Origin of the sequence: Paradesulfitobacterium ferrireducens, from assembly GCF_017310645.1 — a bacterium.
Lineage (GTDB): Bacteria > Bacillota > Desulfitobacteriia > Desulfitobacteriales > Desulfitobacteriaceae > Paradesulfitobacterium > Paradesulfitobacterium ferrireducens.
On record NZ_JAFLRH010000019.1, the window covers coordinates 182,887 to 196,040 of the forward strand.

At 47.2% G+C, this 13,154-nt stretch carries 12 protein-coding genes; 11 read left to right on the top strand and 1 reads right to left on the bottom strand.

Features of this window, described 5'->3' with window-relative positions:
• Positions 1-38: 38 nt before the first annotated feature.
• From J0X21_RS08190 to J0X21_RS08200, 3 genes are all read left to right on the top strand, one after another.
• Positions 39-1,025, top strand: a complete 987-nt coding sequence (locus tag J0X21_RS08190) for a glycyl-radical enzyme activating protein (RefSeq protein ID WP_206811706.1) — start codon at positions 39-41, stop codon at positions 1,023-1,025.
• Positions 1,026-1,098: 73 nt separating this feature from the next.
• Positions 1,099-1,692: a DUF4125 family protein gene (locus J0X21_RS08195; RefSeq protein WP_206811707.1), complete on the top strand. Its 594-nt coding sequence runs from the start codon at positions 1,099-1,101 to the stop codon at positions 1,690-1,692.
• A gap of 726 nt (positions 1,693-2,418) precedes the next feature.
• Complete coding sequence (locus tag J0X21_RS08200; protein WP_206811708.1) at positions 2,419-2,844, top strand: Zn-ribbon domain-containing OB-fold protein; 426 nt, start codon at positions 2,419-2,421, stop codon at positions 2,842-2,844.
• 104 nt (positions 2,845-2,948) lie between these two features.
• Here the strand turns inward: J0X21_RS08200 and J0X21_RS08205 are convergent, their stop codons facing one another.
• Positions 2,949-4,724, bottom strand: coding sequence for a reverse transcriptase/maturase family protein (locus tag J0X21_RS08205; RefSeq protein WP_206811709.1), 1,776 nt, complete (start codon positions 4,722-4,724; stop codon positions 2,949-2,951).
• Positions 4,725-5,237: 513 nt separating this feature from the next.
• On the opposite strand from J0X21_RS08205, the gene J0X21_RS08210 reads away from it, so the two are divergent.
• The 8 genes from J0X21_RS08210 (at position 5,238) to J0X21_RS08245 (ending at position 13,148) form a co-directional block, all read left to right on the top strand.
• Entirely contained in the window at positions 5,238-6,383 is a 1,146-nt protein-coding gene (locus J0X21_RS08210; RefSeq protein ID WP_206811710.1) for a thiolase family protein, read from the top strand.
• Between the two features lie 33 nt (positions 6,384-6,416).
• A complete protein-coding gene (locus J0X21_RS08215) occupies positions 6,417-7,172 on the top strand; it encodes an SDR family NAD(P)-dependent oxidoreductase (RefSeq protein ID WP_206811711.1) in 756 nt (251 codons plus the stop codon).
• A gap of 27 nt (positions 7,173-7,199) precedes the next feature.
• Entirely contained in the window at positions 7,200-7,952 is a 753-nt protein-coding gene (locus J0X21_RS08220) for an SDR family NAD(P)-dependent oxidoreductase (protein WP_206811712.1), read from the top strand.
• Positions 7,953-7,983: 31 nt separating this feature from the next.
• Complete coding sequence (locus tag J0X21_RS08225; protein ID WP_206811713.1) at positions 7,984-9,222, top strand: CaiB/BaiF CoA transferase family protein; 1,239 nt, start codon at positions 7,984-7,986, stop codon at positions 9,220-9,222.
• Positions 9,212-10,432: a CaiB/BaiF CoA transferase family protein gene (locus tag J0X21_RS08230; protein ID WP_206811752.1), complete on the top strand. Its 1,221-nt coding sequence runs from the start codon at positions 9,212-9,214 to the stop codon at positions 10,430-10,432. Before J0X21_RS08225 ends, J0X21_RS08230 begins: the two co-directional genes overlap by 11 nt.
• A gap of 25 nt (positions 10,433-10,457) precedes the next feature.
• Positions 10,458-11,654: an acyl-CoA dehydrogenase family protein gene (locus tag J0X21_RS08235; protein WP_206811714.1), complete on the top strand. Its 1,197-nt coding sequence runs from the start codon at positions 10,458-10,460 to the stop codon at positions 11,652-11,654.
• A 30-nt stretch (positions 11,655-11,684) separates the two neighbouring features.
• Complete coding sequence (locus tag J0X21_RS08240; RefSeq protein WP_206811715.1) at positions 11,685-12,452, top strand: enoyl-CoA hydratase/isomerase family protein; 768 nt, start codon at positions 11,685-11,687, stop codon at positions 12,450-12,452.
• A 138-nt stretch (positions 12,453-12,590) separates the two neighbouring features.
• The gene (locus tag J0X21_RS08245; RefSeq protein ID WP_206811716.1) at positions 12,591-13,148 is read left to right on the top strand and encodes a fumarate hydratase C-terminal domain-containing protein; all 558 of its coding nucleotides are present in this window, start codon (positions 12,591-12,593) and stop codon (positions 13,146-13,148) included.
• Positions 13,149-13,154: the final 6 nt, after the last annotated feature.

Here is a 13,154-nt window from a genome sequence, read left to right on the forward strand (position 1 = left end):
GCCTAAGAAATTGGTTCTTTATGCGGAGGGGGGATATTATGTCGACTGCAGAGGCACAGCTTGAAAACATCAAAGAACCGCTCATCACGAATATTCAACGCTATTCTCTTCAAGACGGCCCGGGATTTAGAACGACAATTTTTCTTAAGGGATGTCCCTTGAGATGTCCCTGGTGTCATAATCCAGATACCCAACTGACCAAAAAGGAAATCAGTTACTATGCTGAAAAATGCATTGGGTGTGGGCGCTGTGCGGAGCGTTGCCCTACTGGGTCAACTTATATTGAGCAGAGGGGGCAGGAAGCGTTTCTCAAGTATGACCGATCAAAGTGTATCGGTTGCGGCAAGTGTGCCGATGCCTGCTTGACAGGGGCCAGAGACATTGCAGGCCGGGAAATGCCCATGGCGGAAATCATTCGCGAAGCGGCTGCTGACAATATGTTTTTCTTCAATTCCGGGGGTGGGGTCACCATCAGCGGGGGAGATCCAATGATGTTCCCTGAATACACTTTGGAATTGGCCAAGAACCTGCGCCAAGAGGGTCTTCATGTCGCTTTGGAGACATCAGCCTTCGGCCCCTGGCACCATCTCCAACCCTTGCTACAATACGTCAATTTATTCTTAATCGATATCAAAGCAATGGATGCTGAAAAGTATAAAAACATCATTAAAGGGAATTTAGATGTAATCTTAAACAACTTTGAAAACCTAGTTAAGGCTGGAGCGGCAGTAAGGGCCAGGCTGCCCATGATTCCTGGATTTAATAACAGCCAACGTGATTACGAAGCATATACGGAGTACCTCGGTAAATTTGTCGGAAGAATTGAGGCCGTGGATCTCTTGCCTTTTCATAGCTATGGAGAGAAGAAATATCAATTGTTGGGGCGAATGGAGAGCTATCAGTATCTCAATGTCAACTCGATGGAGGCTAAAGAATTAAAGCCGTTTATTAAAATGCTAATTGAAGCCGGTTTTGTAGCAGGAAAAAGTCTTACCGTCGGGGGCTTAATCGGAGTGAATAAATAGAAATTGGCAAGCTGCCTTCTTTAATGATCCAAGTTCTTTTGCTCAAGATTATTGGCGAAAGAAGGGGTGCGGGATGAAAGGAAAGCGTCGCTTAATCAATGAAATCTTAGAAATCGAACAACAAATGTTGGCGTTGGTGTCGAGCCAGGAAAGAGCTGTCGTTCATGACAAGCCCGAGACTTTTAAGGTGGTTAGGGAATGCAGCTTCGAGCTTTGGTCAGTGCAAGCATTACAGTCATACCTGTTGGACCTAAAAAATGCTCAAAGCAAAGGGATTAACTTGCTTACGCTCAAATACGCCCGTATGGATGACCTAGTCCCGCCTATGAATGCAGATCCTCTGATAGATAATATTATTCAGATCGAATCGAGCTGGGAGGCGGAGGCTAAGAAGAGATATCCAAATATATTTAGAGATGCCTCCTGCTTTGATGAAGAGGATCGTGAAAGATCATTGAGATACTTGCGAGCAGAATTTGAAACCTTCTCCAACCAGACCCTTTCTTACTATTATATCAATCAGCTGGAAGCACTCAGAGAAAACAGAAACCTTGTGGAAGAAGCTTTAACGTCAATTTTCCAGCGCATCGGTTATCTGAACTTGGAGGAAGTGAATCTGTTTTTTGACCCGGACCGTAACTTGTTTGTTCCGGAGCAGGGTTACTAATTTGTAATGGAGGTGCGCACCATGAAATGCATCGAATGTGGTTATACCGGTCATATGAATGAGTTTACACGCATTAGCAGCGGGATCTCTTGTTGTTCTGGAATACATATGCGTAGATGTCCGAAATGCAATACCCCTTCACCTTGTAATCCTTTGATCGAAGAAATTTATGCCGAGAAACAAGAGCGGGATAGTAGCGAGCTCGAGTTCGAATTTGAATAAATTTTTAGGAATTTATTTAGGAAAAGTTGAATAAAAAACTAGGTTCAGGACCACAATCGTGGTCTTTTTTTCTTGTGTGTGAGCAAAAGTGATGATTCCTACCATCAGCGATGAACATTGCCATCAGAATTAGTTTATATAACAATTCGACAGAATATACTTTTTCCAGTCTTGAGTGATGATAGAAATCATCAAATGGTTTTAAGAACAATATAAATATTCCGAAAATATTAGATATTTGCCCATGTGTTGGGATTGGAATGGATCTTGCAACTGTTCTCTTAGCAAAACGGCTCCTAAATTGTAAAAACCATGAGTCAGATGTTCGGACAACTGGAGACGAGAAATTCGAGCAAACTGAAACAGGAGGTTGGAGCAATCGGTGACACCAGGGTGGCCGTAAGGGTAAAGGAGGGGAAAGATATACATTGAAAAAGAAATTGGTTTGTAGCCGTCTAACTTAGCCTATGGTTCTCTAACTAATAAAAGAATGGAGATGTTAAAATGAGCGAACAAATTCTAGTAGATGCAAGCGGGCCGACTTTTTTTCATCCTGATTTGTTTGTTGTTCCGGCAGATGGCGAAGCGCCTTACCTCTTAGGGTATAAATGTGAAGATTGTGGTAAGGTATGGTTTCCTAAGTTGGAAATATGTCCTGAGTGCTGGACGGACTTAAAGCAGATCCGCTTGAGCAGAACCGGAAAACTTTACAGTTATTCCATCATTCATGTAGGACAAAGAGGGATTAAAGCGCCTTATGCAGTGGGGTATGTAGATTTTCCGGAAAATGTCCGAATTTATGCGCAATTGGCAATACCGCACGATCAAATCAAGCTCGGTATGGATGTCGAAGTTGTCCAAGGAGTGGTGCGCATGGATAAAAACGGCGATCCGGCCATGATTAGTTACATGTTTAAAGCCGTTGAATAACTGACGTACATGAAATGAAATAGGCGGATTAGCAAAGTAACCCGCCCCTTCCCGAACCGTACAAGCGACTTTCACCGCATACGGCTCTCCATATTCCAAATGGGTTATCGTCGTTTTAGCTGATTAAGCTGAAACCTGTCGGCTTCGACCTTGGCAAAACAGTGTGCGCAAAGGGGTATCTGACGCCGGTTGATGTCCAGCATGACAGTGACAATCGGTGAATAGGGCTTGTCGAGCTTCTTCTTCGCTTTCCTGTGATACATGCTTACATTGGAATGCGGATTACCGCAGATGTAGCAGACATGGGCAAGCGGGTCCATCAAGCTGTACATGGGCAGGAAGAAGAACGATTTAACTGCCGACTTGATTTTGGCGAAGAAGTCCTTTTGCCTCGCAAAAGATTTGTACAGTGCCAGACTGACTGAGCAGGCTTTACCTTTGGCATTTTGGTAATTGACCGTAAGAGCTCTGCCGTACCGGGCGAACACTTTCTTCATGCTGATGTCGAATTTGCGCGCCAGCGTTTTAGCCATTGAAAGCTGCACAATGTATTGGATGCGCGCACCCTTATAGAAGTTGGCGCAGCCACGCTGCCCGGTCAGGAGTCCACGAAGTACCTGGTTGCCGTACTTGATGATTTCTTCCGGAGATTCTCTAAGGAGGCGAGTGATACCAATGGGGTAACCGTTGTTTGTACACATACCGTTTTCACGTAGCTTTTTCAAAATACCATCCATATTCATGTAGATACGGAGGGCTGGGTCAAAAGGGTTGCTTTGAAATTTGCTGTGTTTGACAGAGCCCTTGCGGATGATATATCCGAGAAAGGTCACGTCATGATCTGCGGCATGTGTGATTTTGGTTTTCTCGTCGCTCAACCTCAGACAGAGTTCACTTTTTAAGAACTCCTTGATTTTCTGCTTCAAGTCAGCTGCATAGGCCTTGGAAGCAATCAGGCCAATCAGAAAATCGTCAGCGTAGCGCACATACCTCACTCTGCGGAAATTGGGGTCGAATCTGTCACCGGACGGGAGGTTTTCTATTTCACACTTCAGGTGCTTAATGGTTTTCAGGTCGCTGCCGTTGCTGACCGCCTTTTTGTATTGGTATCTTGCCTTGGCGTATTCAGGGTTTTGCCTGCGGTAGTCACCTGTGGTGTCCGTCTCGATAATGTTTTCCATAAATCTGTCCAGCTTATCGAGATAGATGTTGCAGAGTATGGGGCTGCAACAAGAGCCCTGGGCGTTTCCGATTTTGGTTCCATGGTAAATGTGCTGCATGTCGAAATAACCGGCCTTGAGTATCTTATTGATAAGCCGGATGAAACGTTCGTCGCTGATACGCTCCCGAAGTATCGTTTCCAGTGTGCGATGGTCAATTTCATCAAAGCAGGCGGAGATATCCCCCTCAATAAACCAAATCGTACCTCTCCACGTCTCCACCTCGGCTATGGCGCTTTGAGTGGACCGTTTTGGCCGGAAACCGTGAGAGAGGTTAGAGAAGGTAGGTTCGTAGATGCACTCCAGGATAATGCGGACTGCCTCCTGAACGAGCTTGTCCTTTCCGTTTGGAAAGCTGAGCTTGCGCATTTTACCATTGCGTTTAGGTATCATCGTTGTTCTGTTTGGCTGAGGCTGGTAGGACTCGTCACGCATGGAGGTGATAAGTTCCGTAATCCATTCCTCGCAGAAGCCATGCAGGGAGGTGCCATCAGCGCCGGAGGTCTCCGCGCCGTCGTTGGACTTAACGGAGTTGTAAGCGATAATGTACAGGTCTCTGTTGTAGAACAACCGGTAAAGGTCACCGTTGACGTAGCAATGGTCGGCATTGTTTCGACGGCGATAACCTTCCAATCTTTCCACAAGTTTTGATTGCTCCATTCAAAGCAACTCCTTTCAAAATTGGAAGTTGGAATACTGCCCCCCTTCACCATGTGCCTTTCATTACAGAAGGCCGTTGGGCTACTTTTAGGGCTCTCTGCCATATGCCGCCGAGAACGGCACTTAGGCAGGTCACGTTTGACAGCTCCATATAGTGTCTCCATACGTAGGTATCCGGTTGGTCGTTACCCTGCTTACCGCAGGTGCGTCAATAGGCCTGCTTATACCCAATCCTTCTTATATTGGGTATACCCATTGATACCGGAGTTTACATCCGGCAGCGTTCCAAAGCCACGGACCCGGATTCAGCCCACAGGCTTTACCATATATGGCCTGACTCGCCAGGCTACTCGACAGCATCTGCTGTCTAATCCTGACTTTACCGACATGCTGTTGTTCCCCAGAGGCTTTCGCATGAGGTAAGTCGGTTGTCTTACATCGCATCGCAGGAGCGATGATTTCTGGGAAATGTATATGAAGCGCACAACGTGCGCACTGAAGGAGGATTAACTCATGAGAGAGGTATATGTGATTGGAGTCGGCATGACTCCCTTCGGGAAATTTCCGAATAGACCTTATTATGATCTGGGAAAAGAAGCGGTTGTTAAGGCAGTAAAGGACGCAAATGTAGATAAGCGGGAGATCCAGGCAGGATATGTGGGCAATGTTAAAGCAGGCATGGCACCCGGTCAAAAGGTTTTCAAAGAATTAGGCATGACCGGCATGCAAATTGTGAATGTAGAAAATGCATGTTCCAGCGGTCAAACCGCTCTTAATCTGGCTTACACGGCAGTTGCCAGTGGCCAATATGATATGGTGATGGCGGTAGGAACTGAGAACTTGACCGGTGGCAGGACCGGCGGAGAAGCCTTAGCTCCTGATCAGGATGACATTGAGGGTATTCTGGGTAATGTGATGCCAGGGATCTATGCCATGCGTGCGCGCAGGTATATGGAGCAATATGGTGCGACGGATGAAGACTTAGCCCTGGTAGCGGTTAAGAATCACAAGCACAGTTCGCTTAATCCATATGCCCAATATCGTAATCTGGTGACAGTAGAGGAAGTTTTAGCCTCGCGCAAGGTGGCTGAACCGTTTACTCTTTTACAATGCTGTCCGGTAGCAGACGGAGCAGCCGTTGCGGTTGTTTGCTCTAAAGAAAAGATGCTGCAGCTGGGGGCGAAGGGCGTCAAGATTGAAGCTTCCATTCTGGTTTCCGGGTTGTTCAAGAATCAACCCAGTGATATGACGATCCCGGAGATTACCCAGCGCGCGAGCCGATTAGCGTATGAAATGGCGGGCATCGGACCGGAAGATATCAATATGGTGGAGTGTCATGATGCCTTTACGATCGCAGAATTTCTCTACTACGAAACCTTAGGCTTTTGCGGCAAAGGGGAAGCGGCATCGTTTTTGCGAAGCGGGCAAGCGGAATTAGGCGGCAGGCATGTGTTTAGTGTCCGAGGAGGTTTATTATGCATGGGACACCCTCTCGGTGCTACCGGCGTAGCCCAGACGGTCGAAGCGGTCTGGCAGCTGCGGGGGCAGGCTGGAGATAGGCAGATCCAAGGAGCAAAGACTGCCATGATCCATATCACAGGAGGCGGAGTATCCGGGATGGATAACGCGGCCTGCGGTGTTCATATTTTTTCAGTCTAAGTGACCTGATAGTAGGCGAAAGGAGAACTTCTTATGGCGATCAAAGATAGGGTTGCCCTAGTCACCGGCGCTGGTAGCGGAATCGGTGAGGTCATCGCGAAAACGTTTGCCCAAGACGGGGCTACAGTCGTCGTCAATGACGTGAATGCGGAACAGGCGAACCGGGTAGCGGAGGAGATCACGAAAAACGGTCAGCGCGCGTTGGCATTTGCCTGCGATGTTTCAAACAAGGCCCAGGTAACAGAGATGTTTAAAACTGTTAAGGATACATTCGGACGGATTGATATTCTCGTTAATAATGCGGGGATTGATAAAGCCAAGGGAATCGTTGGCATAGCAGAAGAGGATTGGGACCGTATCATTAATGTCAACCTTAAAGGACAATTCTTATGTTGTCAGGCCGCAGCTGCCATGATGAAGGAGCAAAATTATGGCCGGATTATAAACATTTCTTCTCGTGCTTGGTTGGGAGGAGTTGGACAGACTTGCTACTCCGCGTCAAAGGGCGGGGTGATAAGTTTGACCAGAACATTGGCTCAGGAATTGGCCAAGAATCAAATTACGGTGAACTGTATTGCCCCGGGGATTATTGAAACCCCACTCTTTACCAACCTTCCGGAGGAAACCAAAGCGAATCTAATGAAAATGCAGCCAACCGGAACAATTGGTAAACCCAAAGACATTGCCCACGGGGCTGAGTTTTATGCAGATGACGAAGCGGGCTACATCACCGGTCAAGTAATCTATATTTGCGGTGGTAAGAGTATTTTCAGTTCTCTTTCTGTCTAGTCTTAGTGTAAAAATGGGGGTGGCAACATGCATTTTGATAATCGCGTGGCCATGATAACCGGTTCAGGCGGCGGAATTGGTGAAGGAGTGGCCAAAAGATTGAGCGAACATGGGGTTCGCGTGGTAATCAACGACGTCGACCAGGAAAAGGTAGACCGGGTGGTTCAGGAAATTAACAACAGCGGCGGGGAATCCATGGGTATCGTAGCCGATATAACCAAGCTTGAGGATGTCCAAAAAATGTTCAAAGCGATCATCGAGCGCTTCGGCAGAATCGATATCCTGGTCAACAACGCGGGGATTGCCAAAGACCGTTCCATTAAGAAAATGACGGTGGAAGATTGGGATTCAGTCATATCGGTGAATCTCAAGGGGCAATTTCTTACCAGCAAAGTTGCTTCCGAGTACATGCGGGAGCAAAACTACGGCCGGATCGTAAATATCTCCTCCCGAGCCTGGTTAGGCGGACCGGGTCAGGCCAATTATGCGGCCTCTAAAGGGGGGGTTGTAAGCCTTACCAGAACCTTAGCTTTAGAACTCGGGAGAAAAGGGATCACAGTGAATTGCATCGCCCCCGGTATCATCGAAACTCCCTTGTGGCAAACTCTTCCGGGGGAAGTGCAAGAACGGCTGCTCAAAGCACAGCCCACTGGGAAAATCGGTTCTCCAAAAGATATTGCCCATGCGGTCGCATATTTTGCCTCTGATGACTCAAGTTATGTTACCGGGCAAACCATTTTCGTTTGTGGTGGAAAAAGCTTATTTGCCAATATCGGCTAGGTAAGAAATGAGGCGAAAGGGGGGAATACAGATGAACCAAGCTGAGGGAAATATTTTTAATAACCTGAGGATCGTTGAACTTGCCGGTGAGCTGGGAGCTTACACAGGCAAACTGTACGCGGATTTAGGGGCTGAAGTGATTCGAGTGGAGTCGCTTGAGGGAGATCCGACTCGACGGGAAAAACCGTTTTATAAAGACGTACCCGGAACTGAAAACGGTTTAAGATACCAATACCTTAACACCAATAAAAAAGGGATCGTTTTGGATATCACTACTCCCGAGGGTAAGGAGGCTTTTCTTAAACTGATCCCAACGATAGATTTGCTCATTGAGAGTTTTGCCCCGGGGTATCTTGAAAGCCTGGGTTTGGGCTATGAAACATTGTCTTCGCTTAACCCTAAACTTGTGCATACTGCCATAACACCGTATGGCCAGTACGGCCCGTATAAGGATTATCCCTACTCTGATTTAACGACCATGGCCATGGGCGGAATGCTTTTCCTGGCGGGGGCCGACAATGACAAGCCTGCCTTGGCTCCGGATAAACAGTCCTTTTTCCAGGCTGATCTCTATGCTGCCTTGGGCAGTATGCTCGCGGTAATGCATGCTGATTTAACTTCCGAGGGTCAATTCATTGATGTCTCGATCCAGGAAAGCGTCGCCACAGCTCTGGAGAATGCGATCCAAACCTACGATTTAGAGGGGCGGATTCGCCGGGCAGCGGGTGCGGTAGAGGCAGGGTATGGAACCTATACTTGCCAGGACGGGCATGTGTATGTGATGGCAGCGATGGGCCGAAATACTCATCTCTGGGATCCGTTGGTGAAGTGGCTGCTTGAAGAAAAGATTCCCAATGCTGAGGTTTTACAGGGCGAAGAATGGCAGGAACCGGATTACCGCAAAAAGGAAGAGGCTAAGGATGTATTCAAAGAGATATTCGAGCAGTTCTCCGCGAGGTATCCTAAAAATGTACTGTATGAAGAAAGCCAGAAACGCAACGTGGTCATTTACCCAGTGAATAACGCCAAAGATGTATTAGAAAACTTCCAGCTGTATTACCGCAATTACTTTAGAGAGATGTATTCAGAATCTATTAAGGGAAAGCTTACTTACCCGGGGCCACCTTATTCTTTAGAAAAGTTGCCATGGGCGTTAAAATCTTCAGCTCCGGCGTTCGGGCAGCATACGGTTGAGGTCTTGTCAGAACTCGGTTATTCCATCGAAGAGATTAAATCCATGGGGGAACGAGGTGTCAGCTATGCTAAGTAAAAGGCCTTTGGAAGGGATAAGGGTTTGCGATTTTTCCTGGGTTGGGGCAGGACCCTATACCACACGCTTGCTGGCAGAATACGGAGCAGAAGTGATTCGACTTGAAACAAAAACAAGACCGGAAATTCTACGCTTGACAGGTCCGTATAAAGATGGCATACCCGGCATTGAGCGCAGTGGTTACTATAGCAATCGTAATCCGAATAAGAAAAGTATAGATATCAATATGAAACACCCTAAGGCAAGGAACCTGGTTATTAAACTGATTAAGGTAAGCGACATTGTCATTAATAATTTTACTTTAGGGACAATGGAAAAATGGAACTTGGGTTACGAAGACGTAAAGAAAATAAAACCGGATATCATTTACGTGACGATGCCAACCCAGGGTTCGACTGGTCCTCACCGGGACTTTATGGGATTTGGGGCAACCATGAGTGCCTTGGTAGGTATAAATTATCTTACCGGTTTTCCAGACAAGGAGCCTTTCGGCACGGGAACTAACTATCCGGACCATGTGCCTAACCCGGCGCATACAGCTTTTGCCATCACGGCAGCCCTATGGTACCGGCGCAAAACAGGACAAGGACAGTTAATTGAAGTAGCCCAAACAGAGACAGCTTTGGCAGTGCTGCCCACAGCAACTATGACTTATGCAGCTAATGGCACGATCCTAGAACGAATGGGCACTCGTGACTTAAACGCAGCTCCTCACGGAGTCTACGCAACTCAGGGCCGGAGCAGGTGGATTGCCATTGCTGTTTTCAATGATGATGAATGGGAGAGGTTAAAGAACGTTATGGGAAACCCCACGTGGGCTGACAGCGAAATGTATATCACCCTGGCGGGCCGCTTGGCCAACCAGGATGAACTAGACCGGATGATGGAAGCTTGGACCCAGCAGCATGAGGCTTATCAATTAATGGAGCTGTTGGTTAAGGCCGGGGTTAGAGCCGGAGTGGTGCAGAATTCCAAAGATCTCCTAGAGGATCCCCATTTACATGAGCGCGGTTATTGGATTTACCTAAATCATCCCATGATGCGGCGGCATGTCTATAATAATTCGCCGGTCCGTTTGACGCGAACTCCTGCCCAAATAAGCGCACCTGCTCCGTTGTTGGGAGAACATACGGATGAAGTCTTAAGAGAAATTTTGGGTTTCAAGGAACAAGAGATTATCGGCTTAAGGGAAGAAAAAGTGATTGGCTAATTTGCCAAAGAACAGGGGGAGACAAATGGACTTCAGGTTACCCGATGAATACCTGGAATTAAAGAGAATGGTTCGAAAATTTACCGAAACGGAACTGTTCCCTTTAGAAAATAATGTTGTTGAGCGCGAGGCGGCGAGAGGCTTTACGGATGCGCCATCGATTTCGCCGGAAGAAGAAGAATACCTAAAACAAAGAACGAAGGAATTAGGCCTCTGGGGGATTGAAGTTCCCGAAGAGTTTGGCGGGCAGGATCTTGGTGCACTGGCTAAGGTGATTGTCGTAGAGGAAATGAATCGCTCGATTGTTCAATTTACCCTGCCGCCCGATGCTCCGAATCTCAACCTTTTACAGTCATGCTGTAATAAGGACCAATATGATAAATATCTGGTTCCCTATGCCAAGGGAGAAAAACGGTCTGCTCTGGCGATGACCGAGCCTAATGCCGGGTCGGACGCTGCTGCAATTCAGACGCGGGCGGAGTACAAGAACGGTAAGTGGTATCTGAACGGAACCAAATCTTTTATCAGCTTTGCTCCGAAAGTGGATTTCTTTATTGTCATTGCGGTTTCTGATAAGGAGAAGGGGAAAAAAGGTGGGTTTACGGCATTCTTAGTAGACAAAGGCACCTCTGGACTCCAGATCGTTCGCAATGTTAATACCATAGGGGATATGTTCGCCTATGAACTCGTCTTGGAGGACATCGAGCTGGACCCCAGCCAGGTTTTAGGCGAGGTTGGAAATGCTTTTATTCCGTTGCAAAACCGGTTTGGGGTTCGAAGAATGGAGCTGGCCGCCCGTTGCTTGGGTTATGCTGACCGTCTCATTCAGTTGATGATTGAGCAGGCCAATGTCAGGACAACGTTTGGCAAGCCCTTGGCAGGCCGGCAGGCTGTCCAGTGGTGGATCTCAAATTCAACCATGGAACTGCATGCGGCTCGTCTCATGGTCTATCACGCCGCTTGGAAGGTAGACCAGGGCTACAAGGACATGCGCAAAGAAGCGGCCATGCTCAAAGTATATGCGACCGAAATGCTTAGTAAAATAGCGGATCGGGCGATCCAAGTGCATGGAGGTCTTGGGCTCACCAAAGAAATGCCAATTGAATATATTGCTCGGTTGGTGCGCGTTTTCCGGATTATTGAGGGTCCTTCTGAAATTCACAGATGGCTCTTGGCCAGGGAGATCTTAAAAGACGGTAAACCTTACGAAATGTATAAGTAGAGTGCAGGGATAAGAAAGGAGTTTGAAAAAATGGGTGTACTTTTTAGTAAAGAAGGTCATGTTGCCTATATTACGTTAAATCGGCCCGAGCAATTAAATGCGTTAGATCCTGACTCTTGGAAAGAACTCCATGAAATCCTGAGATCGGCCAAAGATGATCCGGAAATCCGCGTACTTGTCTTAACCGGTGCCGGGGAGAAGGCGTTCTGCACCGGATCAGATCTTAAGAAAACCATGCCGCCGCAAACGAGTTTTGCATCCACCTATTTTGATGAGGACAATTTGCTGGCCCCGATGGAAATGTGGAAGCCTATAATTTGTGCAATTAATGGCTATGCTATTGGTGGCGGGCTGGAAATGGCCTTGGCTTGCGATATTCGTATTGCCTCCGATAAAGCATCCTTTGGGCTCTCGGAAGTCAAAGTAGGCAGTCTGCCGGGATTGGGAGGAACCCAGCGCCTGATCAGAGCCATTCCCAAGGCTGTTGCCATGAAAATGCTTCTGACAGGGGACAGAATTGATGCTAATGAAGCACATCGGATTGGGCTTGTCAGTGATGTGGTTCCCGCAGACAAGTTAATGGAAACGGCGAAAGCAATGGCAGAAAAGATAGCGTCCAACGCACCTTTATCTGTAAAGGCTGCCAAACAAGCCGTGGTCATCGGGGGAGATTTACCGGTCAAGCAAGGCTCCCAGCTGGAAGGTTTGCTTTGGGGAATACTGCGTGATTCCGAAGATAGGATAGAAGGGCGTAAAGCCTTTGCTGAAAAAAGGCCTCCTGTTTATAAGGGAAGATAAGGCTTAATAGATAATTAGCCATTCTTACCCGGAGTTTTTCTATCCAAGGTTCAGAATATTCCTGAAGTCTTAACTTAAAATGCTAGGTTTAGGCCATAAAAAATATACAGTGGTTAGTTTTAAAGGGGGGTTACAAAAATGGCAGATGCAATTAAGATTCTGGCACCGGTAAACCGTGACCAGATTAGATTCCTTAAAGCAGGTGATAATGTTCTGATTAGTGGTTCGGTATACACCGGAATGCATACGGTACAGCAGAAACTGGTAGAAACCCTAACCCGCGGGGAGCAGGTAAATGTTGATTTGCGTAATCACCTCTTCTATTTTGTCGGTCCAACCCCAGCAAAACCTGGGCGGGTTATCGGCTCTGCCGGTCCGGAAGCAAGCGGTTGGATAGATAAGTATTCGCCACAGTTACTTGCTCAAGGACTTTCGGGAATTATTGGCACATGGGTATATACCCCTGTTGTGATTGATGCTGTTCGAGAGCATGGTGCGGTCTATTTTGGAGCAATTGGAGGGGTTGGTGCATTATACTCTAAACGTATCGTTTCTACGGAAGTGGTAGCCTATCCTGAACTTGGACCTGAGGCCATATACCGTATTGAACTCGAATCTTTCCCGGCTGTTGTAATAATAGACAGTCAGGGAAATAACTTATACGAAAGTGCCAAAGCCAAGTATAGAAGAATTTAGTTTAGC